General features: G+C 69.5%; 13 protein-coding genes. 9 read left to right on the top strand and 4 right to left on the bottom strand.

The annotated features are described in order from the left end of the window. Nucleotides 1-26 precede the first annotated feature (26 nt). From HHAL_RS09925 to HHAL_RS09940, 4 genes are all read left to right on the top strand, one after another. Nucleotides 27-1454, top strand: a complete 1428-nt coding sequence (locus tag HHAL_RS09925) for a GAF domain-containing sensor histidine kinase (protein ID WP_011814750.1) — start codon at nucleotides 27-29, stop codon at nucleotides 1452-1454. Then, nucleotides 1432-2085, top strand: coding sequence for a response regulator (locus tag HHAL_RS09930; RefSeq protein ID WP_011814751.1), 654 nt, complete (start codon nucleotides 1432-1434; stop codon nucleotides 2083-2085). Before HHAL_RS09925 ends, HHAL_RS09930 begins: the two co-directional genes overlap by 23 nt. A 171-nt stretch (nucleotides 2086-2256) precedes the next feature. Next, nucleotides 2257-3522, top strand: coding sequence for a YeeE/YedE family protein (locus HHAL_RS09935; RefSeq protein WP_011814752.1), 1266 nt, complete (start codon nucleotides 2257-2259; stop codon nucleotides 3520-3522). Next, nucleotides 3512-5278 (top strand): SulP family inorganic anion transporter, encoded by a 1767-nt coding sequence (locus HHAL_RS09940; protein WP_011814753.1) that lies wholly within the window; start codon nucleotides 3512-3514, stop codon nucleotides 5276-5278. Before HHAL_RS09935 ends, HHAL_RS09940 begins: the two co-directional genes overlap by 11 nt. Before the next feature lie 22 nt (nucleotides 5279-5300). Here HHAL_RS09940 and HHAL_RS09945 read toward each other — a convergent pair whose 3' ends face one another. Next, nucleotides 5301-8825 (bottom strand): translocation/assembly module TamB domain-containing protein, encoded by a 3525-nt coding sequence (locus HHAL_RS09945; protein ID WP_011814754.1) that lies wholly within the window; start codon nucleotides 8823-8825, stop codon nucleotides 5301-5303. Next, nucleotides 8822-10543 carry an autotransporter assembly complex protein TamA gene (locus tag HHAL_RS09950; RefSeq protein WP_011814755.1) on the bottom strand — a complete coding sequence of 574 codons (1722 nt, stop codon included), beginning with the start codon at nucleotides 10541-10543 and terminating at the stop codon, nucleotides 8822-8824. The genes HHAL_RS09945 and HHAL_RS09950 overlap by 4 nt, the downstream gene beginning before the upstream one ends. Nucleotides 10544-10628: 85 nt before the next feature. On the opposite strand from HHAL_RS09950, the gene HHAL_RS09955 reads away from it, so the two are divergent. Next, on the top strand, nucleotides 10629-12200 hold the full coding sequence (locus HHAL_RS09955; protein ID WP_420842049.1) for a GNAT family N-acetyltransferase: 1572 nt from the start codon (nucleotides 10629-10631) through the stop codon (nucleotides 12198-12200). An 18-nt stretch (nucleotides 12201-12218) separates the two neighbouring features. On the opposite strand, the gene HHAL_RS09960 is transcribed toward HHAL_RS09955, so the two are convergent. Continuing rightward, nucleotides 12219-12980, bottom strand: coding sequence for a DUF3429 family protein (locus HHAL_RS09960; protein WP_011814757.1), 762 nt, complete (start codon nucleotides 12978-12980; stop codon nucleotides 12219-12221). Nucleotides 12981-13125: 145 nt separating this feature from the next. Between HHAL_RS09960 and sufT the strand changes: the two genes are divergently transcribed. Beyond that, on the top strand, nucleotides 13126-13677 hold the full coding sequence (gene sufT, locus HHAL_RS09965) for a putative Fe-S cluster assembly protein SufT (RefSeq protein ID WP_011814758.1): 552 nt from the start codon (nucleotides 13126-13128) through the stop codon (nucleotides 13675-13677). A 57-nt stretch (nucleotides 13678-13734) separates the two neighbouring features. Here the strand turns inward: sufT and HHAL_RS09970 are convergent, their stop codons facing one another. After that, on the bottom strand, nucleotides 13735-14934 hold the full coding sequence (locus tag HHAL_RS09970) for a pyridoxal phosphate-dependent aminotransferase (protein WP_049751641.1): 1200 nt from the start codon (nucleotides 14932-14934) through the stop codon (nucleotides 13735-13737). Nucleotides 14935-15144: 210 nt separating this feature from the next. Here HHAL_RS09970 and HHAL_RS09975 point away from each other — a divergent pair, with 210 nt between their 5' ends. From HHAL_RS09975 to HHAL_RS09985, 3 genes are read left to right on the top strand one after another with little or no spacing between them, the layout of a single operon-like run. Further along, entirely contained in the window at nucleotides 15145-16137 is a 993-nt protein-coding gene (locus HHAL_RS09975) for a D-2-hydroxyacid dehydrogenase (protein WP_011814760.1), read from the top strand. Further along, a complete protein-coding gene (locus HHAL_RS09980) occupies nucleotides 16134-17546 on the top strand; it encodes an amidase (protein ID WP_011814761.1) in 1413 nt (470 codons plus the stop codon). The genes HHAL_RS09975 and HHAL_RS09980 overlap by 4 nt, the downstream gene beginning before the upstream one ends. 59 nt (nucleotides 17547-17605) lie before the next feature. After that, nucleotides 17606-19060, top strand: coding sequence for an aldehyde dehydrogenase family protein (locus tag HHAL_RS09985; RefSeq protein ID WP_011814762.1), 1455 nt, complete (start codon nucleotides 17606-17608; stop codon nucleotides 19058-19060). Nucleotides 19061-19092: the final 32 nt, after the last annotated feature.

Genomic DNA, 19092 nt, shown 5'->3' on the forward strand with positions numbered 1-19092 from the left:
CCCCCGGTTGACCGTCAGGAGGAGACATGTACGCTGGGAGAGATACGGACCCGACCGGCCCACGCCGGCAGCGGGGGGCAGGAGCTGTCGAGCCCCTCACCGTACGGGAGCCCCGTGGGCACGGCCCCCGGGACGGTGGTGGCAGTGCCGGCCGTTGGCACCCGGTGCGCCGCCTCCGGGCCCCCCCCACCCCCACGCCCTACCCCGACACCCCGAATGTGCCTGCGTCATCGGCCAGCGAACAGGAGGCCCTGCACCTGCTCAGCGCCCTCGGCGTGGTGGCGGCCCAGGCGCGGGATCTCGATGAACTGCTTCAGGGCAGCCTGGAACGGCTGATCGAACAGACCGGTGCCACGGCGGCTGCCGTACGACTCTTCGACGAACAGGGCAGCCTGCGCCTGGTCGAGGCAAGCGGGCTCAACGCCGGCTTTATCGATGCCGAGCGCCGCCAGCCGGCGGCGGGCTGCTCCTGCGCCATCGCCGGGGAACGCGGCACCGTGCAGTTCCGGGGCGACCTGCGCCAGTGCATCCGCCGCAGCGGCTGCAACCCGCTGCCCAACCGACCCCAGCTGGCCATGCTGGCGGTGCCGATCCTCGATCCCGCGGGCGAGAGGGTGGGCATCTACAACATCTATCTGGAACCGAGCGAGGCCCAGCGCTGGATGCATCCGCCACGCATGCTGGAGTGGATCGGGCACCAGCTGGGCGCGGCGATCGCCCGGGTCCGCGACGAGTACCGCAGCCACCAGGGGGCCCTGCAGGAGGAGCGCAACCTCCTCGCCCACGAGCTGCACGACACGGTTGCCCAGGAGGTGGCCACGCTGCGCCTGCGGGTCCGCCAACTGGAGGAGCGGGCACGCGGCGATGCCGACACCGCGGCCCTGCTCGCCCCGCTGGAGGATCTGCGCACCCGACTCGACCACACCAACGACCAGGTCCGCACGGTGATGCAGCAATTCCGTACCCAGGCCCTGGGTACACCGCTGGAGACGGCGCTGAGCCGCCTGGCCAACCGCTTCCGGCGCGACAGCGGCATCGAGGTCCGCCTGATCCATCGTTGGCCGGAGCTCGCCCTGGGCGAGCGCGAGCAGCTGCACATCCACCGCATCGTCGAGGAGGCCCTGTCCAACGCCTGGCACCACGGCGGCGCCCGCAACGTGCGCCTGCAGCTCGAGACCCCCGGCGGGGATCTCTGCCTGCTGATCGAGGACGACGGATGCGGCTTCGTGGTGGACGATGTACCGGACTCCGACCCGGCCGAGAGCCGGGGACACGGCCTGCGGGGGATGCGCGAGCGCGCCCGCCACCTGGGCGCCATCCTCACCGTGGAGAGCGATCCCGGCCAGGGCACCACCATCCACTTACGCTTGCCCCAGCCGCAGCGCCTGACCTGGACCACCAAGAGCCTTCACCAGGCGGGGTTCAACGACCATGCGTATCCTGCTTGTCGATGATCACCAGCTCTTCCGCGCCGCCCTGCAGGAGCTGCTCAATGCCCAGGGGCTGACCACCGAGAGCGGCTCCGGTCAGGACGATGTCCTCGGCCTCGTGGACTCGTTCGGGCCCGACCTGGTCCTGCTCGATCTGCGCATGCCGGGACAGGACGGCCTGGCCGTGCTACGCCAGATCCATGAGCGCCACCCCGGCCTGCCGGTGGTCATGCTCACCGGCAGCGAAGAAGAGCGCGACCTGTTCGACTGCCTGCGTGCCGGCGCCCAGGGGTATCTGCTCAAGCACAACGACCCCGAGTACCTGATCTCGGCCCTGCATCAAGCCACCGACGGCAAGATCGCCGTGGCGCCCCAGCTCACCGATACCCTGGCTCGGGCCCTGGGGCAGCCGCCGGACCGCACGGAGCCGGGCCCGCCCGATCCCTTCGCCGGCCTCACCCCACGCGAACGCGACATCCTGGAACGCCTGGCCGCCGGCGAGAGCAACAAGGTGATCGCGCGGCATCTCGGCATCTCCGACGGCACGGTCAAGCTCCACGTCAAGTCCGTGCTGCGCAAGCTGGGGGTTCACTCCCGCGTCGAAGCGGCCATCAAGGCCGTGGACTTCGGCCTGACCCGCCGGACCACCACCTGAGACCCCCCTTCAGCTAAGCTCTCCCGCCGAAGGGGGAGGTCCGGCGCACCGCTTCCCCCGTTTGGGATATTCCGAGGGACGCTTGCACGCTGAAGAATGTGCCGGGCAGACATGCAGGCACGCCCGACTCCGGGCTGCCCTCCTGAACCGACGCTGAAGGGTCGCACAGTTATGGTCTTCGATTCCTTTGTCGCAGCGCACTGGACGATGCTCGGCACCGTCTTCGCCATCGCGGTGTTGCTCGGTGCCGTCGTCAACAAGAGCAACTTCTGCACGATGGGCGCCGTCTCCGACATCGTGAACATGCAGGACTGGCAGCGGATGCGCATGTGGATCCTGATCATCGCCGTGGCGATCCTCGGCGTAGGGCTGCTCGAGCCCCTGGGGCTGATCAACGCCGACGAGAGCATGCCGCCGTACCGCGCCTCCGATTTCGCCTGGGCCGGCTACCTCCTCGGCGGCCTGCTTTTCGGCATCGGCATGACCCTGGGCAGCGGATGCGGCAACAAAACGGTGGTGCGCATCGGCACCGGCAACATCAAGTCGCTGTTCGTCGCGGCGGTGCTCGGCACGGTCGCCTTCTTCATGACCAACCCCCTGCCGCTGATCGACGCCTCCCTGCGCGATCTGTTCTTCGGCTGGGTCAACGCCACCGCCATCTCCCACAGCCACGGCCAGGATCTGGGCAGCCTGATCGCCGGCGAGGCGGGGCCGTGGGTGCGCCCCCTCCTGGCCCTGCTCATCGGCGGTGCCCTGCTCTACGCCGTTCTGCGGGTCGCCGGCTTCCGCCAGGATCGCAACGCCGTCTCTGGGGCACTGATCATCGGCGCCTGCATCGTTGCGGTGTGGACGGTGACCAGCAACGTGTACGTGGCCGACGAGACGGGTCAACGCGACACCCTCCAAACCTACGCCACGGACTGGGACTTTCACCACCCGGACACCGATGCGGGCCGCCCCGAAAGCACCCGCTGGCTGGCACCGCAGGGGGTCAATTTCGTCGGCCCGCTGGTACAGAGCACCCAGTACACCGCCAGCGGCTTCAATCCGGGGCTGATCACCGTCGGTGTCATGGTGATCGGCGGCGTGATCGTCGGCTCATTCCTCTGGGCCCTGATCAGCCGCAGCTTCCGCTTCGAGTGGTTCGCCGACCGACAAGACTTCAACCGACACCTCACCGGGGGTGTCCTCATGGGGATCGGCGGCCCGCTGGCCATGGGCTGCACCTTCGGCCAGGGTATCACCGGCATGTCCACGCTGGCCCTGAGCGCACCGCTGGCCCTGGGCGGGCTGATCCTCGGCAGCGCCCTGACCATGAAGATCCAGTACTACAAGCTCCTCTACGAAGACGAGGCCACCTTTAGCAAGGCCCTGGTCACCGGCCTGGTGGACCTTCGCCTGCTTCCGGCGTCGCTGAGGCAGCTCGATGCGCTTTGACGGCAATGGGCGGTGGGCACCCGCCCACCGCCTGATTCCCTGTCACGAGTGGCCCCGTCCAACCCCGGCGAACATCCGGGCCGACCTCATTGCCGGCATCGCCGTGGCGCTGGTGCTCATCCCCCAGTCCATGGCGTACGCGGCGCTGGCCGGGATGCCGCCCTACTACGGCCTGTACGCCGCCTTCCTGCCGGTCATCGTGGCCGCCGTGTGGGGCTCCTCCCCCCAGTTGGCGACCGGGCCGGTGGCGGTGGTGGCCCTTCTGACGGCCTCGGCACTGACGCCCCTGGCGGAGCCGGGCAGCGGCGAGTTCATCACCCTGGCCATCGCCCTGGCGTTCCTGGTCGGGGTGATCCAGCTGGTGCTCGGGCTGTTTTCCCTGGGCACCCTGGTCAACTTCCTGGCCCACCCGGTGATCCTCGGCTTCACCAATGCGGCGGCCATCGTCATCGCCTTGTCCCAGGTCAACGACCTGCTCGGTGTCCCCCTGGACCGCGACACCGGCCTGCTCGTGGCCTTCGCCGACGTGCTTGGGCGCTTGGGCGAGGCCCACCTGCCCACCCTGATCATGGGCCTCGGTGCCCTGGCGGTGATGCTTGCTGCGCGGCGCTGGCTGCCGCGCATCCCGGGGGTGCTGCTGGCGGTGGCTATCGGCGTGCCGGTGAGCTACCTGGTGGGCTTCGAGGATCTGGGCGGAGCCGTCGTGGGCACCGTGCCCGAAGGCCTGCCCAGGCCGGCACGACCCGAGCTGAGTTGGGAGTTGGTCGTCACCCTGCTGAGCACGGCGGCGGTAATCGCGCTGGTCGCCTTCATGGAGGCGATCTCCATCGCCAAGGCCCTGGCCACCCGGACCCGCGACCGCATCGACCCCAACCAGGAGTTGGTGGGCCAGGGGCTGTCCAACCTCACCGCCAGCGTCTTCCAGGCCTTCCCGGTGAGCGGCTCGTTCTCGCGCAGCGCGGTCAACTACGACAGCGGGGCACGCAGCGGCCTGGCCTCGGTCTTCACCGCCGCACTGGTGGGCCTGACCCTGCTGTTCCTCACCCCGCTGCTCTACCACCTGCCCGAGGCCATCCTGGCGGCGATCATCATCATGGCGGTGATCGGGCTGGTGAACATCCGCGCCCTGGTGCAGACCTGGCGCACCCATCGCCACGACGGCATCGCCGCAGTCGTTACCTTCGCCGGGACGCTGGTCTTCGCCCCCCATCTGGACTACGGCATCCTGCTCGGCGCCGGGTTGGCGATCCTGCTCTATCTGCTGCGGACCATGCGCCCGCGGGTGGTCATCCTCTCGCGCCATCCGGAGGACGGCGCCCTGCGCGACGCACGCTTCTTCGATCTACCCGAGAGCGAGCACATCGCCGCCCTGCGCTTCGACGGGCCGCTCTATTTCGCCAACGTCGGCCACTTGGAGGACGCGGTGCTGCAGGTCAACAACGAGCATCCGCGGGCCCGCTTCCTGCTACTGGTCGCCGACGGCATCACCTCCATCGACTCCTCCGGCGTGGAGAGTCTCCACGGCCTGCGGGAACGGCTGCACGATAACGGCGTCACCCTGGTCCTGGCGGGGGTCAAACTGCAGGTCCGGGAGGTGATGCAGCGCGCCGGACTGGACGTCGAGATCGGCGCCGAGAATATCTTCCGCAGCGAAGACGACGCCATCGAGGCCATCCACCAGCGCATCGAGGACCCAGGTTTCGACCCGACACAGTGCCCGCTGGCACCACGCCGAGGCGCCGCTGGCGCTGCCTGACCGCGCCGGGCGGCCCGGGACCTCAGTCAATCTCGAAGCGGTACATCAGGTCCAGGGCACTGTCCTCGCCGCTGACCGCCTCCAGGTAGAGCTGCCAGGTCAGGTAGTAACGCAGGGTCACGGTATTGACTGGGCTGAACACAGCCACCCCGTAGGCGACATAGAGCCGCGGGCTGATGTACCCGGAGACGACTACCTGGGCGTCCTCGCCCTCGCCGGCGGTATCGATCTCGAAGTCGCGGATTCCGATCTGCTCAGCAGCCGAGGTGATCACGCCACTGCCGCCGTATAGCCCCAGGGCCAGGGCCGCCGAGGCGAGCATCTCGTCGGTGCCCGGCCCCTCCGCCCCCATCGGCCGACCGCGGACCAGGTAGGAGAGGGCATTCTCCTGGGACATGGTCGGCTCGCTGAACAGGGTCACCTGGGGGTCGTCAGCAAACCCACCGACGCGGATGCCGGCGGTCACCCGGTCGCGCTCGATCCGCCGCACCGCCTCGATATCGAGCTGCGGCCGATCCAGCGGGCCGGCAAAAAGCACCACCCCCCGCCGAATACTCAGGCGCTGCCCGTAGGCCCGGTATTCGCCGTCCTCGACACGCAGCTCGCCGTAGGCCTCGGTGGATCCATCCGGTTGCTGGAGCACGCGCAAGCCGCCGCCCAACCGGCCCCGCACCCCGAAGGCAGCGAGCGTGACCGCATCCCCGAGGATGAGCTCTACGTCCGCCTCGACGACCCAGTCCTGGGGCAAAGCCTCGGCGAGCGGATCCGCCTCTTCATCACGGCGGACGATTACCACATCGCGGGAGTGCCCCACAGCCCGATCCGGCAGCTCGCGCACCGCGATGCCCCCCCGCGGCACCTCCACCTCCCCACCGACCCGGACCTGGCCCGGGCGGACGGCCAGCTGCAGCCGCGGGCTCACCGCCAGTTCGGCGTACTGCGGCACGTCCGCCCACAACTCGTCGCCGTCGACGCCCACATTCACCGACCAGTCAGCCCCGTCCCAGGCGGCATCACCGTCGATTCGTGCCTGCCCATCGCCCACCCGGAACCCACCGCCGATATCGGCGTGATCGCCATCGAAGGCCACCCACAGACCCAGGTCCTCCACACGGCTGGCCGACTGGGGGGCCGCCACGGTGCCATCCCGGAGTTCGACCCGACCAGCCAGCCGCGGATCGCTACGCGTGCCGGTGAGCTGGGCCCGGGCCCGGACTTCACCGTCGATCTCACTGAGATCGGGCACCAGGGAGTGGAAGAAGCCCAGGCGCAGACCGTCGACCATCAGCTCGCCGGCGATGGCCTCGCCCTCCGGACGCGGATCGCCGCTGGCTCGGAGCGCCACGTTCCCCGCCTCCTCGGCCTCGAAATCGAGTTGCGCCTCGGCCTCTTCAGGGCGGTAGCGCCCTTGCACCGCCAGGCGCTGGTAATCGACCTCGCGAACCACCGGGTCACCGTCCTTGAACTCGTCGGGCAGGGTCAGGGCCAGGCGCCCACCCAGGCTCTCGGCCCACACCCGGGCGTCCACCCCCGCCTCCGGACTCCAACGCAGCCCGCCTTCGCCGGACAGAGCACCCTGCCAATCGACCCCATCGGGGAGCCACGGCTCAACCCAGGCCAGATCGAAATCCGCCAGGACGAAGTCCAGATCCGCCCCTTCGGGACCGGCGCGCGCCCCCTCCGGCAGGTGCAGGCGGGCATCACGATAGCGCCAGCACTGGGCACCGAGGTCCAGCTCCTCGTCGGCGTAGCGCAGCGGGAACGGGGCGTCCAGGGTCAGTTGGTGCCCCTGGAACTCGCCCCCGGCGTCCACCATGAGTCCACTCCAGCCGAACTCCGGCTGCCACCCCCCAGCCAGTCCCAGATGGGCCTGCCCCTCGGGGGCGTGCAGGCGCACCCCGAGGTGGTGGGCGGCGCGGCTCCCGGTGGCACGCATCTCCACCTCATCGATCTCGCCCTGGGGCAGCTCGATGCCGCGCAGTTGCACCAGGGCATCCCCGGGCTCCTGCGCCAGCGCCGGTACATCAGCCTGCCAGTCCAGCGCTGCAAGGCTGTACGCCTCGAAGCGCAGATCGCGGCCGCGGCCCTCCGTCTCGATATCCAGCGCTTGCGGGGCACCACGCACCCGGGCACGGGCATCGAGTTCGCCGCCCAGGCGCTCATCCAGCACACCCAGATCCGCCAGGCGGGCGCGCAGATCCACATCCCAGGTCTCCGCCAGGGTGCCGTCGAGCAGGACCTCCCCGCCGTCTACCCGCGCCTCGATGCCGCTGAGCCGCCAGACAGCGTCCAGCGTATGCTCGGCCCGGCCACGGAAGGCCACCTCGCGCCCCTCCAGCTCACCGCGTAGGCCGGGAGTACCGACATCCAGCGCCCACCCGTCGCCGCCGGCCTGGCCGCGGACGGTGAGCGGCCCGCTCACCCGGTGCGGGGCCTGGGGCCACTCCAGCGAGGGATCCAGATCCTCGACATCGGCGGCGACATCCCAGCGCACCCCGTCGGCGTCCCAGCCAAGCTCGACCCGGCCCTGCAGCCCGCCGCCGAGCAGCTCGCCGGTGAGATCGGTGAAGCGTGCCCCCTCGGCATCCACTTGGAAACGGCTGCGCAGACGGCTGCGGGGGACGTGCTTACCGACCACCCCCGTTTCCAGGTGGCCGCTCAGGCCATCGATATCCCCCTGAGCGATCAGGTTCAGCCCTTCCGCGGCCACGATCTCGCGGGTATCCAGAGGCCACCCCCCGTCCAGATCCTCGGTCTGGATGCGCAGCGGCAGCTGAGCGTCGAGAGGCTGGATGTCCAGGTCGATACCGCCACTGACCGGGCCGGAGAGGGTACTGCTGACCCGCAGCGCTGCGGCGCTGCCGCCGAGCCGCGAGGCGAAGCGGACCCGCTCCGGGAGCCCGGGGGCGGCCGCGGTCCCGCGCACGAACAGGGCCAGCGGATAGCTCTCGGTGGTGTGCAGATGCCCGTCCAGCTCCACCCGGGCGTCGTCCCGCTCCAGCAGCAGGCGGTGGATGCGCCACTCGGTGCCGCTGGCTGCCCAGGCGGCCTCGAGGCGCTTGATCCGCTGCGCCGGGGCGTCGCCGATGTTCAGCACCACCTGCTCAACCAGCAGCTCCTCGACATCGACAGCCAGCGGCAGCTCGATGTGGGGCAGAGTCACCGGTTCGGTCCGGGCCTCGGTGTCGACCGGCGCCACCGGCTCCTCCCCCTCGGCCACCGTCACTTCGACCCCGCTGACCCGCAGGGCGTTGACCCGCGCCTCGCCGGCAAGCAGACGCTGCGGCTGCCAGGCCAGTTCGGCACGCGCCACCGCGACATCGATCTCGGCGTCGCGCCAGGCCACGTCCGCCACCTCGACGCCGCGCATGAGGCTGCCGCCGGTGACCCGCAGCTCCAGCCGCGGCTCCAGCGACTCGGCCACGCTGGCCGCCAGGCGCGCCCCGGCGGTGGTCATCAGCAGCCACAGGATCGCCAGCACCAGCAGCCCGAGGGCGGCCAGGACGGTGGTGGCGGAGAGCTTGAACAGACGACGCAGCGAGATCACAGATCCGACCCCATCGAGAAGTGGAGACGCCAGGAGTCGTCCGCTTCCCCCACCGTGGAGGCGAGGTCGAGGCGGACCGGCCCCACCGGGGACGACCAGCGGATGCCGAAGCCAGCACCCGTCTTCGCCTCAGCACTCAAGTCATCCCAGTCGGCGTAGGCATTACCGCTGTCCACGAAGATCGCCGGGCGCCAGTTGGGGGTGAGCTGATAACCGTATTCGGCACTGCCCACCGCCAGATAACGGCCACCGATGGTGGTCCCATCTTCCTCGGGCCCCAGAGTCTGGTACTTATAGCCGCGTACACTCTGATCGCCACCGGCGTAGAAGCGCAGCGAAGGCGGCACATCGACGAACGAGTCCGTGGCCAGCGCACCGACCTCGCCACGGATAAGGAACCGGTGGCGCTCCCCCAGCGTGCGCACCCAGCGGGTGGCGGTGCGCACGCGGCGCAGCTCGATGTCCGAAGCCAGATCCGGGTCGGCCACCTCCAGGCTCAGCATTTGCCGGTCGCCCCAGCGCGGATCGAGCCCACCGCGGCTGCGCACCCGGCTCCAGCTAACCCCGGGGATGTAGAGCTGGGTGGTGCGCTGATCGTCGTCGATGCGGTAACGCTCGCGGTAGGCGCGCAGGGACAGGACCTGCTGCCAACCGCTCTCGAGGCGATGCCGGTGCTGAACCGATGCGGTGACCTGTTCGGTGTCGATATCGGCCACGTCCTGCGCCTGGATACCGAGCTGGTACTCCAGCTGGGTGCGCAGGGGATCGCGCAGCGGCACCGTATAGGTGCTGATGAGGTTCTGCCGGCGCTCGGCGATCTCGCTCTCCACCGCCAGCGAGTGCCCCCACTGGTTCACCCACGGCCGACGCCAGCCCAGGCGCACGCGGGCGCCGAGGTCGGTGGTGAAGCCGACGCCAGTGGTGATCTCGTGCCGGGCCCGCGCGGAGAGGTCCACGTCCACCGGCACCTGATCATCCTCGGTGCGATCCCGCCGCGGACGCACCCGCACATCGGAAAAGTAGCCACTGTCGAGCAACGCGCGGTTGAAGGCCGCCACCTGTTCGGCGGTATACGGCTCGTCGCGTTCGAAGGGAACCAGCCGCTGCAGGAACGCCTCGGCCAGCGGCGATTCCGAGAACCGTACCGCGCCGAAGCGGTAGCGCACACCGGTGTGGTAGTGCAGGATCACCTCGGCCTCGCGGGCCTCCGGGTCGACCTCCACGCGCCGGGTGACGTAGCGACCATCGAAGTACCCCTGGTCCAGCGCCAGGTTCTGGATAGCCCGACGCGCCGCCTCGTAGCGACCGTGGTGGAGAACATCACCCTCACCGATCCCCAAGCGCTGCTCGATGCCAGCGAAGGCCGGATCGGTCCCTCCCGGTCCGGTGATCAGCACATGGATCCGGCTCAGACGCACCGGTTCGCCAGGGTCGACGACGATGGTCAATCGCACCTGTTCGTCGAGACGCTCCCGACGCACCTCGATCTGTGCATCGTAGTGGCCCACGGCCTGCAAACCGCGTTCGGCCCGCTCCACCGCGCGGCGACGGAACGCGGTGATCGCGGCGGGATCGGCAGACGCCGGCTCCCCCACGTGGCCGCGCACCTGATCGGCGAGCTCGCCGCTAACCCCCTCGATGACCACCTCCACCCCGGCGTAGGCCGGACGGCCAAGCAGGGCCAGGAGGATCAGCAGGACCAGCGCAGCCAGACGCATCCGGGTCCTCACCAAGCGCCGGCGCAGACTTGTATACTCGGGGGCCGCGGCACCGTCGGGGTGCCCTGGTCGATCAGCAGAGGGGATCACGAGGTCCATGCAAGAAGAGTCGGAACCGGAACGGACAGAACAGGACGAGCACCACCTGCGCCTGCGCAACATGGTCCTTGAGGACTACGACGATGTCGCGCACATCATGGACCAAGTGTATCCCGATATGGACGGGGCGTGGTCGCGGGAACAGTTCGCGGCGCAGATCAATCGCTTCCCGGAGGGGCAGATCTGCATCGAGGACAACGGCCGCGTGGTTGCCGGCGCCATCACGCTCATCGTGGACTACGGTCGCTTCGGCGACAAGCACACCTACGAGGAGATCACCGGCGGCGGCTACCTGACCACCCACGACCCCAACGGCGACGTCCTTTACGGCGTGGATATCTTCGTCGACCCGGAGTACCGCTCGATGCGCCTGGGGAGGCGACTCTACGACGCCCGCAAGGAGCTGTGCCGGCGTCTGAACCTGCGCGGCATCGTCGCCGGCGGGCGCATCCCCGGCTACACCCGGCACGCGGACGAGATGTCGCCGGAGGCCTACATCGAGCTGGTCAAGCGCCGCGAGATCCATGACCCGATCCTCTCGTTCCAGCTCGCCAACGACTTCCACGTGCGGCGGATCATCACCGATTACCTGCCCTCGGACCGGGACTCGTACGCCTACGCGACCCTGGTGCAGTGGAACAACATCTTCTACGAACCCAAGGAACAGCCGCTGATCACCCGGCGCAAGGCCGTGGTCCGGGTCGGCACTGTGCAGTGGCAGATGCGCCCGATGAGCTCGGTGGACGAGCTGATCGATCAGGTGGAGTTCTTCGTCGACGCCCTGGCCGGCTACAACGCCGACTTTGCACTGTTCCCGGAGTTCTTCAACGGACCACTGCTTTCGCTGTTCAACCAGGAGAACCCGGCCGAGGCCATCCGCGGCCTGGCGCAGTACACCGAGGAGATCGTCGACGAGATGTCGCGCCTGGCGGTCTCCTACAACATCAATATCATCGCCGGCTCGATGCCCGTCTACCAGGAGCAGTCGCTCTACAACGTCTCCTACCTCTGCCGGCGCGACGGCACGACGGATGAGCAGCACAAGCTGCACATCACCCCCGACGAGCGCTCCTACTGGGGCGTGCGGGGCGGTGACGAACTCAAGGTCTTCGAGACCGACATCGGCAAGATCGGCATCCTGGTCTGCTACGACTCCGAGTTCCCAGAGCTGCCGCGGATCCTCAATCAGAAGGGGGCGCGCATCCTCTTCGTGCCCTACTGGGTCGACACCCAGACCGGCTATCTGCGCGTCCGCCGCTGCGCCCAGGCACGGGCCATCGAGAACGAGTGCTATGTGGCGATCACCGGCTCCGTGGGCAACCTGCCCAAGGTAGAGAACATCGACATCCAGTACTCGCAGTCGGCGGTGTTCTCGCCGGCGGACTTCGCCTTCCCCCACGACGCCATCGTCGCGGAGACCACCCCGAACACCGAGATGACGCTGATCGTCGACCTGGATCTGGACAAGCTCACCGAGATCCGCAACGAGGGCTCGGTCCGCAATTACAAGGACCGTCGCCTGGATCTCTACCGCATCCAGTGGCTGGGCCGGGACTGAGGGCCCCGGCCCCTGGGGTCAGGCGATCAGGGCCAACAGCAGGAGCACCGCGCAGACCACGGCGGTGAGCCGGCCCCGGAGCTGGCGGTACCAAGGCGGGAAACCGGTGCCCGGGTCGGCGAGGCGCTCGTAGCCGTACCAGGCGGCAAAGCCGGCGGCCAGCAACAGCGCCCCGCCGGCGGGGGCCCCGCCGACCCCGAGGCCCGCCCCCAGCCATCCGACCAGCGCTGGCAACACGCCCCCGGCCATCACCGACCAGGGGCGCTGGTCGCGCAGCAGCGCCACCCCCCAGTGCACCCCGCCCAGGAACGAAAGGATGGCGGCGCCGTAGACCAGGGTGGCCGCCACTGCCTGCTCGTGCAGCGCCGCCGGGGCGACGGCAGCCAACAACAGCCCGAGGACGAAGGGGACCAGCCCGGCGTAGCCCAGCACCCGCCCGGGCCGCTCGGCCCGCGCCGCGGCCGGGGCCTCATCGCCGATCACCGGATGCTCGAGCAGCTCATCGGGGCCGCCGACAAAAGCGCCGTGGACGAAGATCTGCGGCAGACTCCGCCAACCGGTCATCTCCTGGAGCTGGTGGAACCGGTCACGCATCTGTGCCGAGCCCATGGGCATCTCGACCTCCCGGTAGTCGACCCCCCGCCGATGCAGCGCACGCACCACCGAGCGGGTGTCGGTCAGGCCCGAGCGGAAGATGACCACCGTCGCCGAACTCAGCTCACGGGCGAGCGCCGGATCGTCTCCGTGACCGCCCTGTTGTCCTGTCCACTCCTCTGCCATGCCGCCTCCTCCGGTTGCTCGCGGACCAGTGTAGGGGATCCGGCCAACCAGCGTCGCGGACATGCGGACTCTGAAAGTCCACTTTTGCTAGCATGATCGTCACCCTGACCGTCACACCCTTCAGCAAATCCCGGGGACCCGAGCCATGTACGCACCCAAAGGCGAACCCATCACCTTCCAGCGCGACTGCGAGGCCGTGGTCATCCCTGCCGGGGACACCGGCGTCATCCCCGCCGGTGCCGAGGGGGTGCTGACCCAGGCCCTCGGCGGCAGCTACACCATCTACCTCCAGGGCTATCTGTTCCGCATCGACGGCGCCAATGCCGACGCCATCGGCAAGGAACCGCCCCAGCCCCCACAGCTGCCGGAGGGGGCCACCGACGAAGACGTGGAGCGCCTGATCTGGGAGCAGATGGCCACCTGCTACGACCCGGAGATCCCGGTCAACGTGGTCGACCTCGGGTTGATCTATCGCTGCGACATCCGCAAGGACGAGCACGGCCAGCGCCACGTCGATATCGACATGACCCTCACCGCCCCCGGCTGCGGGATGGGCGATATCCTCGCCCACGACGTCCGGGTCAAGGTCCAGATGGTGCCCACGGTCGCCGAGGCGCAGGTCAACCTCGTCTTCACCCCGCCGTGGAGCAAAGAGATGATGTCCGAGGCCGCCAAGCTCCAGGTCGGCCTGATGTAGCCGGATCACCCTCGGCCCGGGGCCGTGCTACCCGACACGGCCCCGAATCGCTTGCGGCTAGAAGCCCTGCTTCTCCATCCACGGGATGATGCGCTCGAAGGCCCGCTCGATGTCGTCCATCGAGGCCGCGTAGCTGATGCGCAACGAGTTCGGGCAGCTGTCGCCGAAGGCGTCGCCCGGGACGACACACACGCCGGTCTCCTTGAGCATGCGCGTGGCCAGGTTGGTGGCGTCGGTGTTCGGCGGCAGCGACGGGAAGATGTAGAACGCCCCCTGCGGCCGGTAGCTGGTCAGGTGCGGGGTCTTGCTAACGAGCTCAACGATGCGGTCACGCCGCTGACGGTAGGCCTCGAGCATCTCGTCGACGCACGCCATCCCCCCCTTGAGGGCGGCCACCCCGGCCCACTGCGCCGGCGTGTTGGCGACCGTGGTGGTGAAGATATGGAAGCGCTGGAGCTTCTTGATCGCCCCCTGGCTGGAGATCAACCAGCCGATGCGCAGACCGGCCATACTGAAGGTCTTCGACAGGCTGGAGACCGCCATGACGTGGTCCAGGTCCGAGGTGCAGCGCAGCACACTCGGATACTCCATCTCGTCGAGCAGCAGGTGGTCGTAGACCTCGTCGCTGAAGACGTAGACCCCACGGTAGGCGGCCTCCTGGACGATGGCCTCGATGGTCTCCCGGGGGTAGACCGTACCGGTGGGGTTGCTCGGCGAGTTGAGGATGATCCCGAAGGTGCGCATGCCGATGTTGTCGATCACCTCCTGGGGATCGATCTGGTGACCGTGCTCTGCGCGGGTGGGGATCGGCTTGACCTCGGCGCCGTTCATGCGGATCAGCGGGGCGTAGAGCGGGAAGGTCGGATCCGGGATCAGGAACTGCCGCCCAGGCGCCGCGGTGGCCGCGATGGCCAGATACATCGCCTCGGTGGCGCCGGTGGTGATGAGCACGTTCTCCGGCTCCAGCGGGCGGTCGTAGCGGTGGCTGTAGTACTCCGCCACCGCCTCGAGCATCTGCGGCAGGCCGGCATCCATGGTGTAGCCGGTCTTGCCGTCGCGCAGGGCCTGGATGTGGGCCTCGACAACGTGCTCCGGCATGGGGAAGTCCGGCTGGCCAATGGACAGATGGATGACGTCGTCCATCTCGGCCGCCATGTTCACCATCTTGCGGATGCCGGGAATGGGCAGGGCCCGGATCGAGGGGCTCCACACCGGCTCGCGCTCGTCGTCGGGATCGATATCGTCGGGATAGGCCACGGCAAGCTCTCCGCGTTGCTCTGCACTGCGATCGCGCGTCGGCCGCCCCGGGCGGAGCGGCCGGCTCGCACCCTCTCTTGAAGTTGTCATCCTGCCACTGCGCTTACAAGTGCCCGCGACCAAAATCCGGCTCAACGCGGCAGGCTCCTTGTCCCTCCCCGGCCCAGCGGATACCTTGGACAGAACCCATGATCAGGAGACCGACGGGCCATGGCCGACGGAGAACGACCTGTCATCGCCCTGCTCACCGCACCGGACGAGGGACCGCCTCCGGGGCTTGAGCAGCTTGAGGACCGCGCCGAGGTTCGCCACACCACCACCCGCGAGGAACTCACCGACGCCATCGCGGATGCGCAGATCCTGCTCGTAACCGACTTCCGCACCCGCTTCGTCCGCGACGCCTGGCCCCACGCCCGGAAGCTCCAGTGGGTCCACGCCACCAGCGCCGGGGTCGACGCCCTGATCTTCCCCGAGATGGCCCGCTCCTCCATCCCCCTGACCAACGCCCGCGGCATCTTCGATCGCGCCATCGCGGAGACGGTATTGGGGATGGTCCTGCTCTTCGCCAAGGACATGCGCACCACCCTGACCCTGCAGGAGCGCCGCGAATGGCGCCACCGCGAGACCGAGCGCATCCAGGGCAAACGGGCCCTGGTCGTCGGCGCCGGCTCCATCGGTCGGCAGATCGCCCGGCTGCTCGATGGTGCCGGACTCTGGGTGGACGGCGTAGCCAGCCGCCCGCGCAGCGACGACGCCGACTTCGGCACCGTCTACGGCACCGCCGACCTGCACGAGCAGCTGCCGCGGGCGGACTACGTGATCATCGCCGCTCCGCTGACCGACGCCACCCGCGGGCTGTTCGATCGCAGCGCCTTCCAGGCCATGGACCCCGGCGCTCGGCTGATCAACATCGGCCGTGGTCCGATCGTAGTGACCGAGGAACTGGTCGCGGCCCTCCATGACGGCACCATCGCCGGCGCCGCCCTCGACGTCTTCGAGGAAGAACCGCTGCCGCCGGCCCATCCGCTATGGGACATGCCCAACGTCTTCCTCTCCCACCACATGGCCGGCGACTTCATCGGCTGGCGCGAGGCCCTGATCCATCAATTCATCGACAACTTCGAGCGGTGGTCCAGCGGATCATCCCTGCGCAACGTCGTCGACAAGCAACGCGGTTACGTGCCACCGGAGAACCCAGCATGAGCAGCCACCCCACCGCCATCGCCGATCTCACCGCCAGTGAGCTGCTGCGCCGCTACCGCAGTGGCAGCCTCTCCCCGGTCGAGGCCACGGAAGCGGCCCTGGCCCGGATCCGGGCCCACAACGAGACGGTCAACGCCTTCTGTCTGGTGGACGAGACAACCACCCTGGCCGCCGCCCGGCGGGCCGAGCAGCGCTACCTCAACACCTCCCCGATGGGCGAGCTGGATGGCGTGCCCGTGGCCATCAAGGACGTCTTCCTCACCCGCGGCTGGCCCAACCTCAAGGGATCGAAGACCGTCGACCCGGCCGGCCCCTGGGAGCAGGATGCCCCGGCGGTCTCGGCGCTGCGCCGCCACGGCTTCGTGCCGCTGGGCAAGACCACCACGCCGGAGCTCGGCTGGAAGGGGGTCACGGACTGCCCGTGCTACGGCGTCACCCGCAACCCCTTCGATCCCGACAAGACCGCCGGCGGCTCCAGCGGCGGCAGCGCCTCCTCGGTGGTTCTGGGCATGGGGCCGCTGGCCCTGGGCACCGACGCCGGCGGCTCGATCCGCATCCCCGCCGGTTTCTCGGGGCTGGTCGGCCACAAGCCGACCCAGGGCCGTGTGCCCCTCTGGCCGGCGAGCCCGTTCGGCCAACTGGCCCACCCGGGGCCGATGACCTGGACCGTGGAGGACGCCGCACGGTTGATGAACGTCATCGCCGAGACGGACCCCCGGGATCCGACCCTACCCGCGGCCGGAGGCGACTACGTCGCCGCCCTGGCCGGCGGCGTGGGCGGGCTGCGCGTGGCCTTCAGCCCCAACCTCGGGTATGTGCAGGTGGACGCGGAGATCGCCCGCAGCGTGGCCGAGGCGGCGCGCATGTTCGAGGCGCTGGGCGCCCGGGTCGAGGAGGTGGATCCGGGGTTCGCCGACCCGCGCGAGGCGTTCGATCTGCTCTTCTTCGGCGGCGCGGCCAACGCCCTGCGCAGCATCCCCGAGGAGCGCCACGCCGAGATGGACCCGTGCCTGATCGAGGCGGCAGGCAGTGTCCGCGACGCCTCCATGCTCGACTACCTGGCGGCGATGAACGAGCGGGCGGCGCTGATCGAGCGCACCAGCCTGTTCCACCAGCAGTACGACCTGCTGCTGACCCCCACGCTGCCGATCCCCGCGTTCACCGCCGGGCGCGAGGTCCCGGAGGGCTGGCACGACCCACGCTGGCCCAGCTGGACCCCGTTCACCTACCCGTTCAACATGACCGGCCAGCCGGCCTGCTCGGTGCCCTGCGGCTTCACTGGGCAGGGCCTGCCCATCGGCCTGCAGATCGTCGGCCCCCGGCACGCCGATGCCCTAGTGCTGCGTGCCGCCCACGCCTACCAGCAGGCGGCACCGCTGACCGATCACCGACCGGCCTGGGCCCGCTGAGCGGCGGGCACCGGCCCCCCGAACGACCGACCCACGACTCCGCTGCCAAGAGGGTCCACATGATCGATTCACCGCTACTGCCCGAATTCAACGGCTACATTGCCGGGGAGTGGGTGGCCGCCGACAACGGCGCCACCTTCCAGATCACCAACCCGGCCAACGGCGAGCTGCTCGGCGAACTGCCGGCGATGGGCGCCCACGAGGCCGGGCGTGCCGTCGATGCCGCCCACACCGCCCTGGAAGAGACCCCGGACCTGGAGACCCGGCGCGGCTGGCTGCAGGCCATCGACACGGCCCTGCGCGAGCACCAGGAGGAGCTGGGGCGAATCCTCACCCTGGAGCACGGCAAGCCCCACGCCGAGGGCCAGGGCGAAGTGCTCTACGCCGCCGGCTTCTTCGCCTACGCGGCGCGCAACCTCGACGCGCTCGCGCCGCGCACCCTGGACGAACAGCCCCGCGGCTGCACCTGGACCGTGCACAATCGCCCGGCGGGCGCCGTGGCCCTGGTCACGCCGTGGAACTTCCCCATCGGCATGATCGCCAAGAAGCTCTCCGCGTCGCTGGCCGCCGGCGCGCCCGCCGTGATCAAACCCTCCTCGAAGACGCCGCTGACCATGACGGCCCTGTTCACCCTGCTCCACCGGGAGCTCGACCTGCCCGCGGGCATGGTCAACCTGGTCACCGGCGCTGCTGGCCCCATCGGCGATGCCCTGCTGACCGACCGGCGGATCCGGGTGTTCAGCTTCACCGGCTCCACCGACGTCGGCCAGTCCCTGATCCGCGACAGCGCGGACGACTGCACGCGCCTGGCCTTGGAGCTCGGCGGCAACGCCCCGTTCATTGTCTTCGCCGACGCCGACCTGGACTGGGCCGCGGATCAGCTCATGGCCAACAAGTTCCGGGGCGGCGGCCAGACCTGCGTCTGCGCCAACCGGATCCTGGTAGAGGACTCGGTCATCGACCGCTTCTCGGAGAAGGTCGCCGAGCGCGCCGCCCGATTGACCGTCGGCGACGGCATGAGCCCCGGCGTGGATCTGGGCCCGCTGATCGACCGCAGCGGCTACGACAAGGTCCGCCGCCACTTCCTGGACGCCGTCGAACAGGGTGCCACCCCGGTACTGGGCAGCGACCCGGGCCCGCTGGAGCAGGAGCACGGCGCCTACTTCCCGCCCACGGTGGTCCGCGGCGTGACCGCCACGATGGCCTGCTGGCAGGAGGAGACGTTTGGGCCGCTGGTGCCCATGGCCGCCTTCGGCGACGAGGCTGAGGCGCTGGCCATGGCCAACGACACCGAGTTCGGGCTCGCCGCCTACCTGTTCACCGGCGACGACGCCCGGGCGGAGCGGTTCATTCCGCGCCTATCCTTCCCCCACGTGGGCTGGAACACCGGCAGCGGCCCCACCCCGGAGGCGCCCTTCGGCGGTATGAAGCTCTCCGGCTACGGCCGCGAGGGCGGCCTGGAAGGGCTGTTCGAGTTCATCGACACCCAGACCGTGCCGCGGGTCCAGGGGTAACGCGCGTGCCGCGGCTGCGGCACGCGCCGAAC

The organism is Halorhodospira halophila SL1, assembly GCF_000015585.1.
Taxonomy (GTDB): Bacteria; Pseudomonadota; Gammaproteobacteria; order Nitrococcales; family Halorhodospiraceae; genus Halorhodospira; species Halorhodospira halophila.